21 protein-coding genes, 3 tRNA genes and 1 other RNA gene are annotated in these 20,957 nt (G+C 63.3%); 9 read left to right on the top strand and 16 right to left on the bottom strand.

The window, feature by feature from the left end:
- Positions 1–9: 9 nt before the first annotated feature.
- The 13 genes from QWY79_RS03510 to QWY79_RS15795 form a co-directional block, all read right to left on the bottom strand.
- Positions 10–78: hammerhead ribozyme type II (locus QWY79_RS03510), an RNA gene on the bottom strand.
- On the bottom strand, positions 77–289 hold the full coding sequence (locus tag QWY79_RS03505) for a hypothetical protein (protein WP_290269954.1): 213 nt from the start codon (positions 287–289) through the stop codon (positions 77–79). The genes QWY79_RS03510 and QWY79_RS03505 overlap by 2 nt, the downstream gene beginning before the upstream one ends.
- Entirely contained in the window at positions 286–609 is a 324-nt protein-coding gene (locus QWY79_RS03500; RefSeq protein WP_290269952.1) for a hypothetical protein, read from the bottom strand. Before QWY79_RS03500 ends, QWY79_RS03505 begins: the two co-directional genes overlap by 4 nt.
- Before the next feature lies 1 nt (position 610).
- Complete coding sequence (locus tag QWY79_RS03495) at positions 611–1,231, bottom strand: DUF3164 family protein (protein ID WP_290269950.1); 621 nt, start codon at positions 1,229–1,231, stop codon at positions 611–613.
- Between the two features lies 1 nt (position 1,232).
- Positions 1,233–1,670 (bottom strand): hypothetical protein, encoded by a 438-nt coding sequence (locus QWY79_RS03490; protein ID WP_290269948.1) that lies wholly within the window; start codon positions 1,668–1,670, stop codon positions 1,233–1,235.
- The gene (locus QWY79_RS03485) at positions 1,670–2,278 is read right to left on the bottom strand and encodes an HI_1489 N-terminal domain-containing protein (RefSeq protein ID WP_290269946.1); all 609 of its coding nucleotides are present in this window, start codon (positions 2,276–2,278) and stop codon (positions 1,670–1,672) included. Before QWY79_RS03485 ends, QWY79_RS03490 begins: the two co-directional genes overlap by 1 nt.
- Complete coding sequence (locus QWY79_RS03480) at positions 2,275–2,523, bottom strand: hypothetical protein (RefSeq protein WP_290269945.1); 249 nt, start codon at positions 2,521–2,523, stop codon at positions 2,275–2,277. Before QWY79_RS03480 ends, QWY79_RS03485 begins: the two co-directional genes overlap by 4 nt.
- Positions 2,520–2,915 carry a hypothetical protein gene (locus QWY79_RS03475; RefSeq protein ID WP_290269943.1) on the bottom strand — a complete coding sequence of 132 codons (396 nt, stop codon included), beginning with the start codon at positions 2,913–2,915 and terminating at the stop codon, positions 2,520–2,522. Before QWY79_RS03475 ends, QWY79_RS03480 begins: the two co-directional genes overlap by 4 nt.
- A complete protein-coding gene (locus tag QWY79_RS03470; protein WP_290269941.1) occupies positions 2,912–3,541 on the bottom strand; it encodes a hypothetical protein in 630 nt (209 codons plus the stop codon). Before QWY79_RS03470 ends, QWY79_RS03475 begins: the two co-directional genes overlap by 4 nt.
- A 2-nt stretch (positions 3,542–3,543) precedes the next feature.
- The gene (locus QWY79_RS03465; protein ID WP_290269939.1) at positions 3,544–4,263 is read right to left on the bottom strand and encodes an AAA family ATPase; all 720 of its coding nucleotides are present in this window, start codon (positions 4,261–4,263) and stop codon (positions 3,544–3,546) included.
- 24 nt (positions 4,264–4,287) lie between these two features.
- Complete coding sequence (locus QWY79_RS03460) at positions 4,288–6,381, bottom strand: DNA-binding protein (RefSeq protein ID WP_290269937.1); 2,094 nt, start codon at positions 6,379–6,381, stop codon at positions 4,288–4,290.
- Entirely contained in the window at positions 6,378–6,815 is a 438-nt protein-coding gene (locus QWY79_RS03455; protein WP_290269935.1) for a hypothetical protein, read from the bottom strand. The genes QWY79_RS03460 and QWY79_RS03455 overlap by 4 nt, the downstream gene beginning before the upstream one ends.
- 2 nt (positions 6,816–6,817) lie before the next feature.
- Complete coding sequence (locus QWY79_RS15795; protein WP_353960355.1) at positions 6,818–7,195, bottom strand: helix-turn-helix domain-containing protein; 378 nt, start codon at positions 7,193–7,195, stop codon at positions 6,818–6,820.
- Positions 7,196–7,321: 126 nt separating this feature from the next.
- Here QWY79_RS15795 and QWY79_RS03450 point away from each other — a divergent pair, with 126 nt between their 5' ends.
- The 7 genes from QWY79_RS03450 (at position 7,322) to QWY79_RS03420 (ending at position 16,932) form a co-directional block, all read left to right on the top strand.
- Positions 7,322–8,068 carry a LexA family transcriptional regulator gene (locus QWY79_RS03450; RefSeq protein WP_290269933.1) on the top strand — a complete coding sequence of 249 codons (747 nt, stop codon included), beginning with the start codon at positions 7,322–7,324 and terminating at the stop codon, positions 8,066–8,068.
- A gap of 320 nt (positions 8,069–8,388) precedes the next feature.
- Entirely contained in the window at positions 8,389–10,428 is a 2,040-nt protein-coding gene (locus QWY79_RS03445) for an NADPH-dependent 2,4-dienoyl-CoA reductase (RefSeq protein ID WP_290269931.1), read from the top strand.
- 289 nt (positions 10,429–10,717) lie between these two features.
- A complete protein-coding gene (locus tag QWY79_RS03440) occupies positions 10,718–12,640 on the top strand; it encodes a PrkA family serine protein kinase (protein WP_290269929.1) in 1,923 nt (640 codons plus the stop codon).
- A 133-nt stretch (positions 12,641–12,773) separates the two neighbouring features.
- The gene (locus tag QWY79_RS03435; RefSeq protein ID WP_141317290.1) at positions 12,774–14,060 is read left to right on the top strand and encodes a YeaH/YhbH family protein; all 1,287 of its coding nucleotides are present in this window, start codon (positions 12,774–12,776) and stop codon (positions 14,058–14,060) included.
- Between the two features lie 20 nt (positions 14,061–14,080).
- Complete coding sequence (locus QWY79_RS03430; RefSeq protein ID WP_290269924.1) at positions 14,081–15,634, top strand: SpoVR family protein; 1,554 nt, start codon at positions 14,081–14,083, stop codon at positions 15,632–15,634.
- 108 nt (positions 15,635–15,742) lie between these two features.
- Entirely contained in the window at positions 15,743–16,018 is a 276-nt protein-coding gene (locus QWY79_RS03425; protein WP_141317295.1) for an Lrp/AsnC family transcriptional regulator, read from the top strand.
- Positions 16,019–16,077: 59 nt separating this feature from the next.
- Complete coding sequence (locus tag QWY79_RS03420) at positions 16,078–16,932, top strand: DNA/RNA non-specific endonuclease (RefSeq protein WP_290269922.1); 855 nt, start codon at positions 16,078–16,080, stop codon at positions 16,930–16,932.
- 106 nt (positions 16,933–17,038) lie between these two features.
- On the opposite strand, the gene QWY79_RS03415 is transcribed toward QWY79_RS03420, so the two are convergent.
- From QWY79_RS03415 to QWY79_RS03405, 3 genes are all read right to left on the bottom strand, one after another.
- Positions 17,039–17,125: transfer RNA gene (locus QWY79_RS03415), tRNA-Leu, on the bottom strand.
- 38 nt (positions 17,126–17,163) lie between these two features.
- Positions 17,164–17,250 (bottom strand) — tRNA-Leu (locus QWY79_RS03410).
- A 68-nt stretch (positions 17,251–17,318) separates the two neighbouring features.
- Positions 17,319–17,405, bottom strand: a tRNA-Leu gene (locus QWY79_RS03405).
- A gap of 235 nt (positions 17,406–17,640) precedes the next feature.
- Here QWY79_RS03405 and rnr point away from each other — a divergent pair.
- Both rnr and rlmB read left to right on the top strand, forming a co-directional pair.
- On the top strand, positions 17,641–20,052 hold the full coding sequence (rnr, locus tag QWY79_RS03400; protein ID WP_290269920.1) for a ribonuclease R: 2,412 nt from the start codon (positions 17,641–17,643) through the stop codon (positions 20,050–20,052).
- Between the two features lie 35 nt (positions 20,053–20,087).
- Positions 20,088–20,879: a 23S rRNA (guanosine(2251)-2'-O)-methyltransferase RlmB gene (gene rlmB, locus QWY79_RS03395; RefSeq protein ID WP_290269917.1), complete on the top strand. Its 792-nt coding sequence runs from the start codon at positions 20,088–20,090 to the stop codon at positions 20,877–20,879.
- The last annotated feature ends 78 nt before the right edge of the window (positions 20,880–20,957 follow it).

Here is a 20,957-nt window from a genome sequence, read left to right as displayed (position 1 = left end):
GATTCACCTCGTTGGCTGCTCATCAGTGCCGGGCCACCACGCTCGGCAGACGCCCACCCGCAGGCAGGCGTTTCGCTTAGTGGGTGATGTGGTAGCGATACTGGATGCCTGCGACGGCATCGCCGTCGCGCAGATCACTGGCGGTCACATTGACCTGCTCGCCATACACCTTGCGGGCCACACGCCGCGCAGCCTCTTCATGGCTATAGGCGCAGGTGGCGCGTTTACCCTTGAGGGTGGCGGCATAGCCGCCGATGGCGTGGCGGACACGAATCGGGGCGGATGTCATGAGGATGCCTCCTGGCTGACCAACTGATTGAGCTCGGCCTGAATGTCTCCAGGGCAACGCCATATGGAAGGTTCGCGGTCGTTGCGCGCCCAGGCCACGAAACCGACGACTGCCGCGATGGCGCTGTCGAGGCTGGTGGCCTCCGGCACTCCCGGCACCAGCAGGACGCCGAGCGAGTACCCATGACGCGCTTTCATCTCCACTTCTTCATAGAGGGCTCGGTACGGCCCTTTGGCAATCGCCACGCAACCCTCGGGAACGGTCACGCCGATGCCGATCTTGCCGCTGGCTTCACAGTAGGCATGGTATTGGGTTCGCATCTCACACCCCCGCGATGTCGAGGCTGATGGGCTTGTATTGGTCGCTCTCACCAACCCGCTCGTAGATCCGCACATAGGACTTGGAGCCGGTGACCTGAACGGCATCACTGATGGCATCCATGGCCTTGAGCCAGCGCTTGTCCTGGATGTTGAGGCGGCGCAGGCCGAGCACCTGGCCGGTGCGGATATTGCCGGCCGAGTCGACGCGAAACGCATCCTGGACGATAGTGGCCACCTCGGGCCGGGCGTCGGCCGTCCATTCCGTCAGGCACTCGTCGATCAGGCCCTTCGCCGCCTGGAGGCGCTCATCGAATGTGATCGACTCCTGGATGGCACGGACGACCTTGTACTTGCCATCGAAGCTGACCAGCTGAACGTTGCCTTTCTTGCCGCCGATCTGAACGTCGTACTCCTTGGCCGAGGTCGCCACGAAGGCCTCGATTTCGGAGAAGGTGTCGGACTTGAAGTCCCTGAGCTGGTCGCGGAGTTCGCAGGCGCGATCGACGATGGCAAGCACCAGTTCGTCGCGTAGCTTGTCGACATCCTTGATCTGGTCTTCGGGAATCAGTCGACCCTTGGCGTCGAGGCGATAACCGTCGGGGATCTGTGTCTGGGCATTCATGTCAGGCTCCTTTGCGGGCGTGCTTGCGAGAGAAGTCGGCGGAGAGGCGGTGCGTTCCCCGGTTATGTCGGTGATGCGCCAGTGGCTCGATGATGGCGCCGTTGCGTTGGGGCAGGTGTGCGATAGCCTGCTCTTCGGCGTCGATCTCGGCTTTCCAGCCCGCCAGCAGTTCGTTGATGTCCACCAGGTCGTCGGTATCGAACAGCTGCCCATGTACGGGGTCGGCATGTTGACGCGGCATGACGCCGGTATCCTGCTGCTGCCAGATACGCAGAATCACGGCGTTCTGGGCGGGCAGCGGCGGTTCAGGCTCCAGAGCTTTCAGCTCACACTCTTCGGGGTTGGCGAGGTACTGAGGAAGCGTGATGCCATGCCGAGCCAGGCGTAGCGCCATGAACCGGTCGGCGTAGTAGTCGAGGGCTTCGTCGCTGTATCGCATTATTGCTGCTCCTCTTCATCCGCTTGACTGGGCGCGCCCTGCAGCAGTTCGCCCAGGGTGCGAGGGCCGTTCGGTGTCGGTTTCATGGGGGTGCCGCCATTGGCCAGGCGGCGATGTTCGGCCAGCACATCCTCGGTCGAACGCTCATGCCGCGCCGCTGCCTTCGCGGGGGCCTTGGCACTTCCGCCGCTTCGCGCCGACTCTTCGCGCTGCCGCTCGGCCTGGGCGTCGGCCTGATCGGCCACACTGGCGACGATCTCGAACAGATAGCCGTGGCTGTTCAGAGGCAGCTTGGCGGGCGGCCGCTCGAGCAGCTGGTCCAACGCCGCGGCCCATACGCTGATGGGCGCGGGCCGCGACACGCCGTGCCGGTTGATGCGCTCCAGGGCGATGGTGTCGCGCAGCTCGGTCAGCAGGCGTACCGCCTTGCCGCCCGCCAGCGCCTTGCGTTGCGGCCGAAACAGCCCCAGGTAGCGCACGACGCGCGGGCCGAGTTGCCCGGGGATCTCCAGCGCAGCGGCCAATGCCTGGTTGTGCTCGCCCTGGGCGACGAAGGCCGCCATGTCGGCACTGAAGCCGCATTCGGGGCAGGTGCCTCGGATACTCATGCGTCACCTCCCGTCATCCGGTTGATACCGCCTTGTAGCAAGGCCTGCAGCTCACGGGCTTCCTCGCGAGGCAGCTCCAGGTGCAGGTGCTCTGGAGCGCCGCCGGGATGCACGGCGATGCTGTCGACACCCACCACCAGGTTGTCGACGTCATTGAGCTCAACACTGACCCGATACAGTTTGCCGTCAGGGGAAATGGCGAACATTCCCTCGGGCGGAGTCGGCCACATGTGAATCACACTCATGATTGATCTCCTTTCCTGACGCCGGTGATGCGCCCGGGGTTGTGCGGGCAGCTCTGGCAGGCCTGCCATTTCCTCATGGCCATCGGGTTATGAGTGGGGGTGGGCTGCTCTCGATAGTCGCGGCACTGCTCGACGCTGATGCGCTCACCCCATGCGGGGCAGTCACGGCCGTCGAGGGCTTCGAGCACGCGGCGCTCGAGGCTGTCGGTGCTTGGGCTCGGGTAACGGTTGACCAGTGCCAAAGACACCGCTGTGCGCGAGAGGCCACAGGCCTCGGCTGCCAGCCGACGATTGCTGGCCTCGACTTCGGCAGCCAGCAGGCGTATCCAGCGCGGCGGCTCATTTCCCCAGTTGGAGATGTCCACGGGGCGAGCAAGACGGGTAGCGCTCATGGCTCACCTCCCTCTGTCTTGGTGACCCGGGCATACACGGTCTCGCCGGTGTTGGGGTCAAAAAGGCACTTGGTGCGCTGAATCATCGGCGCCAGAGGCCCGGTCCAGCGGCTGTGCACCAGCCGATATCGGGCGGCAATGCCTGGCGAGCCAGGGCGGGATAGCTGCAGGTATCCCGCCTTCTGCAGGAAGTGGCAGTACTCTTCGGCTGTGTTCCTGGCGATCGGTGATTCGGGCGTGCTGGCGGCTTCCGCCAGACCGGCCGCCGTGAAGTCGCCAATGATGCGCAGCGTGCGCCACAGCTGCTCACGCCCCGGAACCGGCGGCACGCTGCCGTCGCGGCGAACGCGTGGCGCCTCCACGCCGACGTCCCGGATCAGCGCGAACTCGGCCGCTACACCTGGTTTGCGCTCAGGGTTCAGGCATTCGAGATACCCGCCGGCCGCCAGGCTGCGAAAGTAGTCGTTTACCCGTGTGCGTGGCATGCTGTCGGGAATCAATAACCAGGCGTCGCGTGTCGTGATCCGCTGGCCATCGGCGTGCAACGCGCGAATGATTTCCCAGATCCTCTGACGGCTCGGTGCGGCACTCGCGGTGGCGGTTGAGACAGTATTGCGCTTTGCCATGCTCACCCCCTGCGCGCCGGCGGCTGGCCGGTGTGGATGTCGCGATTTCCCCATTCCTTGAGCCCCACCTGCGTCCAGCCGTTGGCCAGAGCTTCCTGGTGGATCTGGTAGAGGTTCACAGCAACGCGGCGCAGGCAGCCTTTGACCCGGTCGTTGACCCGTTCCAGCAAGTCGTCGTCGATCTCGACATCCGGATAGGAACGCTCAGCAAGAGACCGAACATCGTCGAGCGTTGCCGCCTCGGCCGGCACCCACTCCAGCACCCGGTTGTGCAGGCGCTCGAGGCGTACCATCGAGGCCGGCACACGCTCCTCACCAATCAGGACCAGGGTGCCGGCGCTGGCGTTATAGATATCCGTCAGCACATTGGCAGCTGCCTTATCGATAACGTACTGGACGTCATCGACGATCAGCGGCCGGCCGGAGCGGGAGAGCTGCTCGGCTACCTGATCGACCATCTCGCTGATGGTCTTCATCGGAATAATGCCCATCTCGCGCAGCACCGCTTGCAGGAAGGCTTTTTTGGTCCAGCTCTCGCGGCATTCGACGTAATACGCGCGATATTGATTGGCGCTGAAGGCGGCGGCGAGACTCTTGCCAAAGCCGCTCGGGCCGTACATGACGACCAGTCCCGGCAGTTCCGTCGGGCGGTTGGTGGCTCGCTCAATGGCGCTGGCCAGCAGCGCAACATTGGTGAGTGGTACAATGGTATTGACGCTCATATCAGTTCCTTATTGCTGCGAGTGTCATGGCCGTGAATCGGACGGCCTCCGGTTGCGGGCGGGTGACAGCCCGTCCGCATCCATTACTTTGGCGATCGATTTAAAGTCGCCATGGTTCTGGTAGTTGGCGTGCCAGCGCTGGGCTGCTTCGGAGAGCTCTTCTCCGGCTTTCATCCGCTCATTCAATTGGTGCCAGCAGCGGTACCGCTCGACCTTTCCCTGCGGGGGATCAAAGCTCGTCTCGTCATTCGCGAGTTGCTTGGCATAGGCTCGCGCCTCGCTGATGCGCTGTTCGTTGCCGCCACTCTGCGGCGTTGGCTCGACGGTGCGGATCTCGACGTCTTTGCCGGTGACGGTTTTGGCTTTCTTGACCAGCCGGTTGAGCTGGCCTCGCTCCCGCTTGTCGGCGGCACGCTGAATCATGGTTTGAGGCATGGCATCTGTAGCGTTGCCGTTGATCACCGCATCGCCGACCCATTCGCCAGCGAGGGTGTAGATGCCCACGCTGCTGGCGTCTCGGTAGTCCCAGGCCACCTTGATCTCTTCGCCATGAAAATCGCGCAGGGCATCCAGGAAGTAGATTCCGCCGGCATAGCGCACTTCGCCGCGATGCGTCTTGCGGGTTTCCTGCGGACGCATCAGCGAGGCGATCACATCGGCGGGTGCGGTCAGCGCTTCGAAGCCTTCGGCCTCGGCGGATTTCCAGGCGTCCATCGGGCTCTGGTGACGCAGTCGCCCGGTCTCCAGGTCGCGGATCTTCGTCAGGCCGCTGTGCGGACGGCGGTTGTAGGCGTCTAGCGCGTCGTTGAGCTGATCGAAAAACGCCTGGAAGGTCGGGATCTGCTTGGGCTGAAGGCCCTCCTTGATCGCCTTGCGCGAGAGTTTGTGCACGCGGTTGGCGGCTTCGGGGTCCATGTCGGCGCCGAGGTAGCTGTCCAGCGACTTGGCCATCTTGATCAGGATCGACTTGTGCGGGCGCTCGATGACGCCGCGTGCCTGGGAGTTGTAGGGCAGCGAGTGGGTGATGGTGCCGCCCAGGCGATCCACGACTTCGTAAACGCTGGCGTTATCGAAGCCTGCGCCGTTATCGACGTAGAACAGATTGAACATGCCGGCGCGGCTGACGGCGTCGCGCAGGGCGTCCAGCGTGGCCAGGATCGACTCGGCGAGGTTGATGGCGAAGCCGACGATGCGACGCGTGGCCCAGTCGATGATCATCGTGACCTCAGGGCGGAACGCTTGGCCGGTCAGCGGGTTGATCACTTCCGCATCGAACGTGTGGCCGTCAGCGACCCAGACGTCGTTGGGCCATAGGCCGTCGGTACTACGGCGCTTAAAGGGCTGCATCGCTTTGAGTTCGCGCGGCCCCATGCGTCCACGTTCGCGGGCCTCGGGGCTCAACTTGGCCAGCCAGCGGCGCACCTGGTGAATCGACGGGTGCGGTGGCTCGGTCTGCTCGACGAGCAGTTGATATGCAGCCTCGACCGACGGCTTCTGTGGGCGCTGGTAGCGCTTGAGAAAGTCACCGGCCCAAGACGGCATGCTCATGTCTGCCTTGCGACGCTTCGGGGCAAGGCCTCGCTCGCCATCCTTCTTGAACGCCGCCACCCAGCGTTTGAGGGTTCGCTCACTGAGTGTCCGGGTCTCCGTCTTGCGGTCGTTGGCAATGGATACCCGCTCATTGAGGTAGGGTGACAACTCACCAGCCGAAGCCATGTCGACCAGGGCTTGGATAGCGCGCTGCTGACTGACCATGTGGCTCATGCGCTCGATCTCGCGCACGAAGGCCACGCGGGCTGTCATCACCGTGCGCTGCGCCTCGGTCAGCCGACGCGTCTCGGCCGCATCGTTCTGGGGGTCGACAATAGTCGACTCGGTGTTGGCAGGCTCCGGCTCGGCCTGGCCTATGGCCTGAGCGATCAGGGCGTTCTGGGTTTCGGGAGGCAGCACAGCATAGCTGTATTCGAAACCACCCCCACGCCCCAGGCGCTTCTGAGCCTCCCAGTCCTGAGTCTTAGCGCGCGCATTGACACCTTGTACGGTGCCTGGCATGCCCGGGAGCCCCGCTAACTCCTTCGCGGTGTACCAGCCGCGAATTGATGCCTGATGGCCAGTCATTCGTCCTCTCCCATCAGCTTCTTCAGCTCGCGCATGTCCGACTTGAGCTTTTCCATCATCCGCTGGCGTTTGCCGTACTCGGCCGCCAGCGCCTCGCGGCCGTAAGCCACTCGCCCGCCACGTAGATGAACCAGCCAATCGGTGAAGGCGTGGCTATGGCACACCTCCTCGAGCAGCGGCGCACGGTAAAGAGGGATGTTGTGCTCGGTGCGTGCCGGCGAGCTCCACGCATCCAACATGTGCTTGGAAACGTCATCGCCGGAGAGTCGGCTCATCTGCGCCGCCACCTCGTAGCGATCAACCAGGCAGTCTTTCAGCACCCCACCGACCAGCTCGCTGACCTGGGCGGCGTAGTTGCCGCTGCCCGGATGGGGAACAATCGGGGCAGGCACCTCGAAGATGTCGAATGTCTCGGTGTCGCGAACACGCCGCATGTCTACACCTCCACCGCACGTTGACGATGCGCATCAGTGGCGGAGCCGCTACCATGGGTACTTGATATTGAGGCGTTCTTTTCCGCACGGTTGGGGCGCCGCCGACATGGCGTACCATCGGCGTTCCAGCGCTCCGGCCAAATCACTGCTGGAGGCAAGTCAAGCGCATCAGCGATGGCTCGCTCCATTCGGGGGTAGGGGTAGCGCTTGACCGCTGTCAGCGCAGGCCTATCGACATCGAGACGTCGCGCTAACTCAGCAAGGCTTAGCCCACGGGCGCGGATCTGATATTTGATCCACTCCCAGCGGGCCCGCGGTTCGGTTGGAATATCCAGTTTCACAGCGTCACCTCGTGGCGTTTTTTCTGGGTGTCTAACCATCATTAGTGATTAAACATAAACGCTATTGAGGTTGGTGGTCAAGCTCTTTTGAGGTTTTTCAAGTTCAGAAGCGGCCATCTCTCCCTCGTCCTTAAAAACATCTCTTAAAATCAAAGGGTTATAAAGATGAAAGATGAGATGGAGCGCCTTTCAGATTCCGAAAAGGAGCCTGAAAGCAATGATGGATTTATCGAAAGGTTAAGAGGTCTGGTTGCAATGGCGGGTAGTGCGACCTCTTTTGCGAAGAGAGCGGGGCTGTCGCAAAGCGGTTTCCAGCGGTATCTTTCTGGGAGCGAGCCAAGTCGAAAAGCACTTATCACCATGGCCGAAACGGCTGGCGTTTCTGTCGAGTGGCTTGCCACAGGACTAGGGCAACGAGACCCCTTGCGCCACCATGCCCAGCAGGATGGCGGCTATCTGCAGGACGCCGACGACTTCGTTTACATCGAGGAGATGACCACCGCCGAAGAAAGCATCGTCAGCATTCGCCATGCCGTGCGCCGCGACTGGCTGAAGAGCCGGGGCCTGGAGCCCGCCAGCCTGCGCTTCCTGGAGACGCGCGAAGGCGCCATGGCACCCACCATCCAGCCTGGCGATCTGTTGCTATGTGAAACGTACACACACCGCCCCGAAGGGCAGATCAAGACAGGGCTGGCCCCAGGCAAGCTCCCACCCCAAGACGGTATCTACATCGTCCGCTTCATCCTGGATAACGACACCACCTCTGCTATTCGCCGACTGCGCCTGGATATGGCAGGTGGGCTGATATCCATCATGGAAGCGGAGGATCACCACATGCACTTGTCCGAAGCCAAACAGCTTGAACGTATCCAGATCGTCGCCCGGGTGGTCGCCTCGTGGCGCTCCCTATAAGCGGTGCCAAAAAGCCCACAAAAAAACGCCGCTCCAGTTAGGAAACGGCGTTTTCGCATTTGCGCGCCTTTGGCACTGATTTAACCCGTGCCCCTACCTTCCTCACTAGATGCATCATTCCGTATCTGCATGACCTCGAAGTATTTTTTCGTCCCAGGTTGTTTCGCCTGATCGGATTTTATCCCAGGTTTGGCCGCTTGGTGTTTAATGCCATGCCCACTGCAAACTCACACACGGCTCGGGTTTCCGCGACGCAGCCGGCGCCTCGCGTCGGTAGACTTTGCGCAACACCTGTGACTGTCATACAGTTGTTTGAATTCATGCCGTGCGAACGCGAGGATCTGGCCGTGACCGACTATCCCAACCTGCTGCGTCCCATCACCCTGGGGCATCTGGCGCTGCCCAATCGCGTGCTGATGGGGTCCATGCATACCAATCTGGAAGAGGCTCCCCAGGGTTTCGAGCGGCTGGCGGCGTTCTATGCCGAGCGCGCCCGTGAAGGCGTGGGACTGATCGTGACCGGGGGGATTGCGCCCAATGCCGAAGGAGCGGTCTTTCAGGGCGCGGCGACACTCGAGCGCGCCGAGCAGGTGGCGGAGCATCGTCGCGTGACGCATGCCGTGCATGCCGAGCAGGGTCATATCTGCCTGCAGATTCTGCATGCCGGGCGCTATGCCTATTCGCCGGAGCTGGTGGCACCATCGCCGATAGCGGCGCCGATCAACCGCTTCACGCCGCGTGAAATGACGCATGACGAGGTGGAAGCGACCGTCGAGGACTATGTCCGCTGCGCCACCCTGGCCCGCGAGGCGGGTTACGATGGTGTCGAGATCATGGGTTCCGAGGGCTACCTGATCAATCAGTTCCTGTGTCGCCGCACCAACCATCGCCAGGACCAGTGGGGCGGGTCGCTGGACAACCGCATGCGTTTTCCGCTGGCCATCGTAGGGCGCATACGCGCCGAGCTGGGTGAGGACTTCCTGGTCATCTTCCGCCTGTCGATGATCGACCTGGTCGAGGAGGGCAGTACCTTCGAGGAGGTGGTGACGCTGGGGCGTGCGGTGGAGCAGGCAGGCGCGGATGTGATCAATACCGGGATCGGCTGGCATGAGGCCAGGGTGCCGACCATCGTCACCAGCGTACCGCGCGCCGCCTTCAGCCAGGTGACGCGGCGCATGCGCGAGGCCCTGTCGATCCCGCTGATCACCACCAACCGCATCAACATGCCCGAGGTTGCCGAACGGGTGCTGGCCGCGGGGCAGGCCGACATGGTCTCCATGGCCAGGCCCTTTCTGGCCGATCCGGCCTGGGTCGCCAAGGCCCGCGATGGTCGCCGCGACGAGATCAATACCTGCATCGCCTGCAACCAGGCCTGCCTGGACCACACCTTCCAGGGCAAGCTGACCTCCTGTCTGGTCAATCCGCGCGCCTGTCACGAAACCGAGCTGCTGATCACGCCGACCGCCCGGAGCCGGCAGGTCGCGGTGGTCGGCGGTGGTCCGGCCGGCCTGGCAGCGGCCGTGACGGCGGCACAGTGCGGGCATGCAGTCACGCTTTATGAGCGTCAGTCCGAGCTGGGTGGCCAGTTCAACTATGCGCGGCGCATCCCCGGCAAGGAAGAGTTCGATGAAACCCTGCGTTATTTCCGGGTCATGCTCGATCGGCATCGGGTCCAGGTTCGGCTGGGCGTGGCGCCGGACGTGCATGAATTGCGTGCCTTCGACGAGGTGGTGCTGGCCACCGGTGTCAGGCCCCGAACGCTGGACCTGCCCGGCAGCGAACACCCCAGGGTGATGTCCTATCCGATGGCCATCATGCATGCCGAGCGTGTCGGCCCTCGGGTGGCGATCATCGGTGCCGGCGGCATCGGCTTCGACGTCGCCGAGCTGCTGACCCATGCCGGGCATCCGGCCCTGGATGCCGAGGCCTGGTGTGATGAATGGGGCGTCGATCTGAGCGTCTCGTCGGCGGGCGGCCTGAAGGCCCCGCAGCGCCCCGCGGTGCCTCGCCGGGTCACGCTGTTGCAGCGCAAGACCTCCAAGCCCGGCAAGGGGCTGGGCACCACCACGGGCTGGGTGCATCGCGCCTCGCTGCGCCATCGAGGCGTCGAGATGCTGGCCGGCTGCGACTATCTGGGCGTCGATGATCAGGGGCTGCACATCCGCCAGGATGGCGAGCCGCGTCTGCTCGAGGTGGATACGGTGGTGGTCTGCGCCGGCCAGGAGTCGGTCCGCGATGATCTCGAGGCCCTGGTGGAGGCGGGGGTCTCGGTGCACGTCATCGGGGGCGCCGATCAGGCCGCCGAGCTCGACGCCAAGCGCGCCATCGAGCAGGGGACCCGGCTGGCCACCACCTTCTGAGGGCTCGTCGGAGCGGGCGATTCGATGAGATGGCGAACCAAATGGCCGGTCAGCGCATCAAACATACTGAGACCTTCAGTGCTGGTCGGCGTCGGTATCCCGCGGTTGCGTTGAAGGTCACGCCAGGGGGATGCGTGAATGCTGTCTACGCTGAAGGTGTAGCGATCCCCGGTTGGCATGCGGATGGATGACGCCTTGACGGGGAGTCGGGTCCAAGGAGGTCCAGTCGCAAGCATCGCCGGGCACTGGTCGCCGGCGTTCGGACAGGGCCTCCCTAAAGGAGGCTTCGATGAGCATCTTCGATCATGTGCAGAACCGTTATTCCCGTACCCGGCAGGAAGAAATGAGCCTGCAGGAGTATCTGGAACTTTGCCGCGAGCAGCCCTCGGTCTATGCCAACGCCGCTGAACGCCTGCTGGAGGCGATCGGTGAGCCCGAAGTGATCGATACCGCCAAGGACCCCAGGTTGGCGCGTATCTTCTCCAACAAGGTGATCCGCCGTTATCCGGCCTTTGCCGAGTTCTACGGCATGGAAGACGCCATCGAACAGATCGTGGCGTATTTCCGTCATGCCGCCCAGGGCCTGGAAGAAAGAAAACAGATTCTCTATCTGCTGGGCCCGGTGGGCGGTGGCAAGTCGTCCCTGGCGGAACGCCTCAAGCTGTTGATGGAGCACGTGCCCTTTTACGCCATCAAGGGCTCTCCGGTTCAGGAGTCGCCGCTCGGGCTGTTCTCTCCGGAGGAAGATGGCGAGCTGCTCGAACAGGAATACGGCATTCCGCCGCGCTGCCTGAAGAGTGTCATGTCGCCCTGGGCGGCCAAGCGGCTGCAGGAATACGGCGGTGATATCTCGCAGTTCCGGGTCGTGCGGCTGTATCCGTCGCGCCTCAATCAGGTGGCCATCTCCAAGACCGAACCCGGCGACGAGAACAACCAGGATATCTCGTCACTGGTCGGCAAGGTCGATATCCGCCAGCTCGAGCTCTACTCGCAGGACGACCCGGATGCCTACAGCTTTTCCGGTGGGCTGTGTCGCGCCAACCAGGGGCTGATGGAATTCGTCGAGATGTTCAAGGCTCCCATCAAGGTACTGCATCCGCTGCTGACGGCGACCCAGGAGGCCAACTACAACCCCACCGAAGGCATGGGCGCGATCCCCTTCGACGGCATCATCCTGGCGCATTCCAACGAGAGCGAGTGGCAGACCTTCCGTAACAATCGCAATAACGAGGCCTTTCTCGATCGCGTCTATATCGTCAAGGTGCCTTATTGCCTGCGGGTCAGCGAAGAAATCAACATCTACAAGAAGCTGCTCGAACACTCCTCGCTCAACGAGGCGCCCTGTGCACCGGATACGCTGCGCATGCTGGCGCAGTTCTCGGTACTCTCGCGTCTCAAGGAGCCGGAAAATTCCAGCGTCTACTCCAAGATGCGGGTCTATGATGGCGAAAACCTCAAGGACACCGACCCCAAGGCCAAGTCGATCCAGGAGTACCGCGACAATGCCGGGGTGGACGAGGGCATGGATGGGCTCTCGACCCGTTTTGCCTTCAAGATTCTGTCCAAGGTGTTCAACTTCGATAACCATGAAGTGGCCGCCAATCCCGTGCACCTGCTCTATGTGCTCGAGCAGCGCCTCGAGCAGGAACAGCTGCCACGCGAGACCTTCGAGCGCTACCTGCGCTACATCAAGGAGTTCCTGGCGCCACGCTACGTCGACTTCATCGGCAAGGAGATCCAGACCGCCTATCTGGAGTCCTACTCCGAATACGGTCAGAACATCTTCGATCGGTATGTCACCTATGCCGACTTCTGGATTCAGGACCAGGAGTATCGCGACCCCGAGACCGGCGAACTCTTCGATCGCCAGTCCCTCAACGAGGAGCTGGAGAAGATCGAAAAGCCGGCAGGCATCTCCAATCCCAAGGACTTCCGCCACGAGGTGGTGAACTTCGTGCTCCGGGCCCGGGCCCAGAACAACGGCATGAACCCGAGCTGGCAGTCCTACGAGAAGCTGCGCGGGGTCATCGAGCACAAGATGTTCGCCAATACCGAGGAGCTGCTGCCGGTGATCTCCTTCAACGCCAAGGCGTCCACGGCGGACCAGAAGAAGCACGAGGACTTCGTGGCGCGCATGGTCGACCGCGGCTATACCGAGAAGCAGGTGAGGCTGCTGGCCGAGTGGTACCTGAGGGTGCGCAAGTCGCAGTAGGCTGTGTGACGAGCTACGAGCTACGAGCTACGAGCTACGAGCTACGAGCTACGAGCTACGAGCTACGAGCTACGAGCTACGAGCCGCGAGAGGCGAGCTGCGACGTTCGCCGCGCCGCCCAGAGGAGGTCAGCATGAGCTATTTCATCGACCGTCGGGCCAATGCCAAGCACAAAAGTGCGGTCAATCGGCAGCGCTTCCTGGATCGCTATCGCGGGCACATCAAGCGCTCCGTGGAAGAAGCGGTCAATCGCCGCTCCATCACCGACATGGAGCGCGGCGAGAAGGTCTCGATTCCGTCCCGGGATATCTCCGAGCCGGTCTTCCAGCACGGCCCGGGCGGCCGGCGCTCGATCATTGCACCGGGCAACCGGGAGTTCGTCGAGGGAGATCGCTTCAAGCGGCCGGGTGGCAGTGGCGGCGGTGACGGCAGCGGCGAGGGTGGTGCCTCCAATCAGGGCGAGGGCATGGATGAATTCGCCTTCAGCCTGACCCGCGAGGAGTTCCTGGACTTCGTCTTCGAGGGGCTCGAGCTGCCGCATCTGGAGCGCAAGCCGCTGGTCGACCTGGAGGAAACCCGGCCGGTGCGCGCCGGCCTGACCCGCGACGGCGTGCCGGCGCGGATCAATATCGTGCGCTCCATGCGTGAGGCGCATGCCCGGCGTATCGCCATGCGCGGGCCGATCCGCCGGGCACTGCGCGAGGCCCAGCAGGCGCTGGAGGCCGAGGAACACAAGGACCCGGCCCTGCGCAATCCGGTGCGCATCCAGGAGTTGAAGGACGAGATCGCGCGTCTGGAAAAACGCCTGGAAGCGGTGCCTTTCATCGACACCAATGACCTGCGTTACAACAACGTGATCCAGCAGCCCCAGCCGTCGAGCAAGGCGGTGATGTTCTGCGTGATGGATGTCTCCGGCTCGATGACGCAGGCTCACAAGGACATCGCCAAGCGCTTCTTCCTGTTGCTGTATCTCTTTCTGGAGCGCAACTACGAGCGAGTCGAGCTGGTCTTCGTGCGCCACCACACCGCCGCCCGCGAAGTCGACGAGGAAGAGTTCTTCTACTCCCGGGAAACCGGCGGCACCATCGTCTCGAGCGCCCTGACCCTGGTCGACGAAATCATTGAGGCCCGCTACCCGCCGAGCCAGTGGAATCTCTATGTGGCCCAGGCATCGGATGGCGACAACTGGGATGACGACTCGCTGACCTGTCGTGATCTGCTGACCCGCTCGCTGATGCCGAGGCTGCAGTATTTCGCCTATGTCGAGATCACGCCCCATGCGCACCAGGCGCTGTGGGAAGAGTACGAGCGAGTGGAAGCCGAGTATGCCGACCGCTTCGCCATGCGTCAGATCATCGAGGCCGGTGATATCTACCCGGTATTCCGCGAGTTGTTCCAGCGGCGAGCCGCGTCGTCGTGAGGCGCGGCCCAGGAGGCAGCATGTCGGATCGCAAGCCCATCGCCACCGGCTCCGACTGGAGCTTCGAGGTTCTCGCCGAGTTCGAGGCGGAAATCGCCCGCCTGGCCGATGAATACCGGCTGGACACCTATCCGAATCAGATCGAGATCATCACCACCGAGCAGATGATGGACGCCTATGCCAGCGTCGGCATGCCGGTGGGTTACCACCACTGGTCCTTCGGCAAGCAGTTCCTGGCCGTGGAGCAGGCCTATCGGCGTGGTCAGATGGGCCTGGCCTACGAGCTGGTGATCAACTCCAACCCGTGCATCGCCTACCTGATGGAGGAAAACACCCTGATGATGCAGGTGCTGGTCATGGCCCACGCCTGCTATGGACACAATTCCTTCTTCAAGGGCAACTACCTCTTCCAGACCTGGACCGATGCCGGCTCCATCGTCGATTATCTGCTGTTTGCCCGTCGCTACATCGCCGAGTGCGAAGAGCGTCATGGCGTGACCGCCGTGGAGCAGCTGCTGGACGCCTGTCATGCCCTGCAGAACCACGGGGTCGATCGCTACAAGCGGCCCTCGCCGATCTCGGCGGAAGAGGAAATCCGGCGCCAGAAGGAACGCGAGAGCCACCGCCAGGCCCAGGTGAACACCCTGTGGCGCACCATTCCCGGACGCTCGCCGGCCGAGGCCGACAGCCCGGACATGGACGAGGAAGACCCGTTGGGTCTGCATGCCGGTGCCCGGTATCCCCCGGAACCCCAGGAAAACCTGCTTTACTTCATTGAAAAGAATGCCCCCTTGCTGGCGCCCTGGCAGCGGGAAGTGGTGCGCATCGTGCGCAAGTTGGCGCAGTATTTCTATCCCCAGCGTCAGACCCAGGTGATGAACGAGGGCTGGGCCACCTTCTGGCACTATACCCTGATGAACCGCCTCTACGATGACGGCCTCGTGGACGAGGGGCTGATACTGGAGTTCCTGCAGTCGCACACCTCGGTGGTCCAGCAGCCCGCCTTCGACAGCCCCGCCTACAACGGCATCAACCCCTATGCGCTGGGGTTCGCGATCTTCTCGGACCTGCGCCGCATCTGCGAATCTCCCACCGACGAGGACCGCCTGTGGTTCCCCGATCTCGCCGACAGCGACTGGCGGGAGACCCTGCAATTCGCCATGCACAACTTCAAGGACGAGTCCTTCATCCAGCAGTTCCTGTCGCCCCGCGTGATTCGCGAGCTCAAGCTGTTCAAGGTGGTGGACGATGATCAGGACGAGATGCTCGAGGTGACCGCCATTCATGATGAACGGGGGTATCAGCGCATCCGCGAGGCACTTGCCAGCCAGTATGCCCTCGCGGTGCGCGAGCCCAACATCCAGGTGCAGGCCGCGGATATTCGTGGCGACCGCTCGCTGACGCTGCGCCATATCCAGGATAACCGTCGGCCGCTGGCGCGCAGTGTCTATCCGGTCATGCGCCACCTGCACCAGCTCTGGGGATTCCCGGTCAAGCTGGAGTCGGTGCAGGACAACGAAATCGTCGGCCGCTATCAATGGCCATTGCCCGAGGATGACGACGCGGCGCAGTAGGCGCGTGGGCATGGTGCTGAGCATCGCTTGACGCTGCTATACTCGCCGCAGCCGCGATGGCCGCTGTCATCGCCTATCGTTCAGCCGAGTACCGTCGAGGAGCGCCTGATGCAGAATGCCGTGATCCTGATCAATACCGAGAAGGGCCAGGTCAAGCCGGTGGCCGAACGCCTGGCCGATGTCGAAGGCATCAGCGAGGTGTTTTCCACCTGTGGTCGCTATGATCTGGTGGCCATTGCCCGGACCCGGGACTTCGAGAGCCTGGCCGAGCTGGTGACCGGCCGCCTCAATGATGTCGAGGGCATCGCCGATACCGAAACCCTCAATGCCATGCAGGTTCACTCCCGCCACGATCTCGAGACCATGTTCTCGCTGGGTTGGTAACGCCTCTGCCGCAGCGGCCGGTTACGGCCCGCGGTGACTGACTGGAATGGATTCTCGAGATGTCTGCTGACTCTTTTCTGCGTCGCATGATGCGGCGTACGGGTGTTGCCGTGCTGTTCGCCGCCGTCGGCAGTGGCCTCTGGTACATGCAGGAGCGTGAGGTGCGTGATCGGCTGAGCTGGCAGGGCGTGCCGACCTGGGCCGAACTGACGCCGCTGAGCCTGCACCGCGTGCTGCGCAACGACGGCTATCTACTCGGCTGGTCGGACATCCGGGTCAGCCCCTTGTGGGTCAGCTATGCCCTGCAGGCCGTGGATGACCCGCAGGCAGGGGAGCGCCCGGGGTTTCGGCGTGACTGGCGCACCCTCTGGCCGCTCAAGCCCGACAGCTATGCCCACAGCGGGTATGACCGTGGCCATCTGGCGCCCAACTATGCCATCGCCGCCGTGCATGGCCGCGCGGCCCAGCGCGATACCTTCCTGATGAGCAACATGACGCCCCAGCGTCCGGATCTGAATCGCCGGCTGTGGCAGCGGCTCGAGGAGGTGGTGATGGATCGTTTCGTGCCGCGCTTCGGCCGGCTGCGGGTGATTACCGGCCCGATCTTCGACGACGAATTCTTCTTCAGCGGGGTCATGGAGCGTGCCGGCCTGGTGGAGGTGCCGGAGGCCTTCTACAAGATCCTGGTCGTGCCGGGTGCACAGCCCAGGGCGCTGGCCTTCATCATGCCCCAGGACGTCAGTGGCGATGAGCCGCTGGATCGTTACCTGGTCAGCATCGATGACGTCGAGGCGCGCACCGGCCTGGACTTTTTTCCGCAGCTCTCGGCGGCGGCGGACGAAGCGCTGGAAGCCGGGGTGCAGACACAGGGCTGGAATCTCGACGAGGTGGCGCGACTGCCGAGTCGCTTCTGAGCGAAGCCGGCAACGGCAGGACACAAAAAAACCGCGATTCAATGTCGCGGTTGCCTCTGGATACTGCTCGGATTGTGTCGTTCTGTCAGCGGCATGATACGGGGTATGGTGCCCAGGAGAGGACTTGAACCTCCACGTCCGTAAGGACACTAGCACCTGAAGCTAGCGCGTCTACCCATTCCGCCACCTGGGCGCATCATGCATGGTCGTGTTCCGCTATCGCTGTCGCGATGGTGCCCAGGAGAGGACTTGAACCTCCACGTCCGTAAGGACACTAGCACCTGAAGCTAGCGCGTCTACCAATTCCGCCACCTGGGCGAACACGAGCCGATCGAGCTGATAAAGAGCGTGATACCTTCCGACCCGAGGGTCATCAGCGTATCAAATGGTGCCCAGAAGAGGACTTGAACCTCCACGTCCGTAAGGACACTAGCACCTGAAGCTAGCGCGTCTACCAATTCCGCCATCTGGGCAAGTGGCGCGTATCATACCGAATTCAGCCGAGAATGCAACCCCTATTTGCCATGTCCGGTGCTTCGTTCCGGCGACCATGAGGGCAATCGGTGGGCTTGCAGGCTTGGGTGATGGGCGCTGCGGCGCTATACTGCCGACCATGACAAGATATTTGAACAGAACCGATGATAGCCTGCGGCACTCGCGCGTGACGCCACGCATGCCGTCCATGACCCTGCCAAGGATCCTCTCCGCATGACCCACTGGACGCTTGAAGACGACGCGCACGCCAGTCGCGAGGCCCACAAGTACGACAAGCCCGCTCCCAGCCGCGAGTATCTGCTGGCCAGGCTGGAAGACTACGGTAAACCCATTACGCCCGAGTCCATGAGCCAGATGCTCGGCCTCGAGGACGAGGACCTCCAGGAGGCCGTGCGCCGCCGGCTGTCGGCCATGGAGCGCGACGGCCAGGTGCTGCGCAATCGTCGCGGTGCTTACGCGCTGATCGACAAGCTCGACCTGATCAAGGGCAAGGTGCTGGGCCACCGCGATGGCTTCGGCTTCCTGCTCCGGGATGACGGCAAGAAGCCCGACCTGGTGATTCCGCCCCGTCAGATGCGCCGTGTCTTCCATGGCGATCATGTGCTGGTGCGCGTCAGCGGTCGGGATCGTCGCGGGCGTGACGAGGCCACCATCGTCGAGGTCCTGGCCCGCAACACCCAGACGATGGTCGGGGTGTACCGCGAGAATACGCCCGAGTTCGGCGTGCTGATTCCCGAGAACCCGCGCATCACCCAGGAAGTCATCATTCCGCACACCGCCAATGGCGGTGCTCAGGACGGCCAGGTGATCTCGGCGCACATCGTCAAGCAGCCGGCTACCCGTGTGCAGCCGGTCGGCGAGGTCAGCGAGGTGCTCGGCGAGCGCATGGACCCCGGCATGGAAATCGACATCGCCCTGCGCAGCTACGAGATTCCTTCGGAGTTTCCGCCGGAAGTGCTGGACCAGATCGCCAGCATGTCCGAGCAGGTGGCCGATGACGACAAGCAGCAGCGCATCGACCTGCGGGATTATCCGCTGGTGACCATCGATGATGAGTCTGCCAAGGACTTCGACGATGCCGTCTGTGCCTGGAAGACCAAGTCGGGCAGCTGGAAGCTGCTGGTGGCCATCGCCGATGTGTCCCACTATGTGCGCCCCGGCACGCCTCTCGACCAGGAAGCGATTGCCCGCGGCAACTCGGTGTACTTCCCGGGGCAGGTGGTGCCGATGCTGCCCGAACTGCTCTCCAACGGCCTGTGTTCGCTGAATCCCGAGGTCGATCGCCTGGCGCTGGTGTGCGAGATGAACATCTCCAAGAACGGGGCCATCAGTCGCTATCGGTTCTGCGAGGCTGTCTTCCGTTCCCACGCTCGCCTGACCTACAACAAGGTGTCGGCGATTCTCGAGGACGAGGGCGAGGAAGCCGATGCCCTGCGCGAGCAGTACCGTGACCTGGTACCGTCGCTGCAGAACCTGCACTCGCTGTATGGCGTGCTGCGTGGCGCCCGTGAGTCACGTGGCGCCATCGATTTCGAGACCACCGAGACGGCCATCGTCTTCAATGACGAGCGCAAGATCGAGAAGATCGAGCCGCGTTCGCGCAATGACGCCCACAAGATCATCGAGGAGTGCATGCTGGCCGCCAATGTGGCCACGGCCCGCTTCCTCGACAAGCACGACCTGCCGGCGCTGTACCGCATCCACGAGCGTCCGTCGCCGGAGCGCCTCGACAAGCTGCGCCTCTTTCTCAACGAGCTGGGCCTGTCTCTGGGCGGGGGTGACGAGCCGACGCCGCAGGACTATCGCGACCTGGCCGAGACCATCAAGGGTCGCGACGATGCCGACATCATCCAGACGGTGATGCTGCGCTCGATGAATCAGGCGGTCTACTCGCCGCAGAACGAGGGGCACTTCGGACTGGCGTATGAGGCCTATGCGCACTTCACCTCGCCGATTCGCCGCTATCCCGACCTGGTCGTGCATCGCGCCATCCGCTCGGTGATTCGCGGGCCGCGCCAGACCAATACCGTCCTGCGTGCCGACGATGCGCCGGTCGAGGCGCCGAGCAAGTGGTGCCCCTATACCTTCGAGCAGATGCTCGAACTGGGCGAGCACTGCTCGATGACCGAGCGGCGTGCCGATGATGCCACCCGGGACGTCGAAAGCTGGCTCAAGTGCGAGTTCATGTCCGACAAGCTCGGCGAGGTCTATGATGGCACCATCGCCTCGGTCACGCAGTTCGGCATCTTCGTGCGGCTGGATGATGTCTATGTCGAGGGCCTGGTGCACGTCACCTCGCTGCCTTCCGACTACTACCACTACGAGGCCGAGAAACACCGGCTCAAGGGTGAGAAGAGTGGCGCCAGTTACCGGCTCGGGGATGGCGTGACCGTTCAGGTGGCGCGTGTCGACCTGGATGATCGCAAGGTCGATTTCGAGCTGGCCGATGACAAGCCGCGTCCGAAGCAGGCGCCCAAGCGCCGCCCCCGGCAGCAGAATGCCGGCAAGGCAACGGGCAAGGGCAAAGGCAGCCAGGGCAAGGGCAGCCAGGGTGGTGCGGACTCGCAAGCCCAGAACGAAGAGGGCGGCAAGAAGCGCCGCCGTCGTGGTCAACGGCGCCGCTGAGTGGCGCCGTCTCAGCCGCTAGCGGGACTTTCCTCATGAGCAAGCCAACCCATCGCCACGGGCCCCGGGCGCCCGGCGGCCTGGATGCCGTCCATGGGGTGCACGCCGTTCGTGCCCTGATGGCGCGTGGCGAAATGCCGCGTGAACTCTGGGTTCAGGAGGGCGATGCCTCCGGTCGCCTCGCGGAGCTCCTGACACAGGCCCGCGAGGCCGGGGTCAGGGTCCAGACCCTGCCTCGCGAACTGCTCGACCAGCAGGCCCAGGGTGCCGTGCATCAGGGAGTGGTGGCCTTCTGTCCGCCGCTGGCCTTCGAAGCAGAGAACGCGCTCTGGCACCGGCTGCAGGGCTGGTCGGCGGCAACGCCGCCGCTGCTGCTGGTGCTGGACGGCATCACCGATGTGCACAACTTTGGTGCCTGCCTGCGCAGTGCCGATGCCGCCGGGGCGCACGGCGTGGTGGTGCCCAAGGATCGGGCCGCCCCACTCAACGCCACGGTGCGCAAGGTGGCCTGCGGTGCCGCCGAGAGTGTGCCGGTCTACCGGGCCACCAATCTGGCGCGGGCCATGGCGCGCATGAAGGAGCTGGGCGTCTGGGTCACCGGAACCGCCGGGGAGGCCGAGGCTTCGCTCTTCGAAGCGGATTTCAGCGTGGCCACCGCCCTGGTCATGGGCGCCGAAGGCAAGGGCATGCGCCGCCTGACGCGCGAAGCCTGTGATGGCCTGGTCAAGCTGCCGATGGTCGGGCAGGTCTCCAGCCTCAATGTCTCGGTCGCCACCGGTATCTGCCTGTTCGAAGCCGTGCGTCAGCGAGGTGCCGGACACGCTTGAGTGTCGGGGCGGCTGGTCTATCCCCTGAAGTCGATTAGCACACCACCGCTCGTTACTCGTAGCTCGCAGCTCGGCTTC

Source organism: Halomonas sabkhae (assembly GCF_030409265.1).
GTDB classification, from domain to species: domain Bacteria; phylum Pseudomonadota; class Gammaproteobacteria; order Pseudomonadales; family Halomonadaceae; genus Halomonas; species Halomonas halmophila.
Note: the sequence above shows the minus strand (reverse complement) of the source record. Positions and strands in the feature narration are given on the sequence as shown.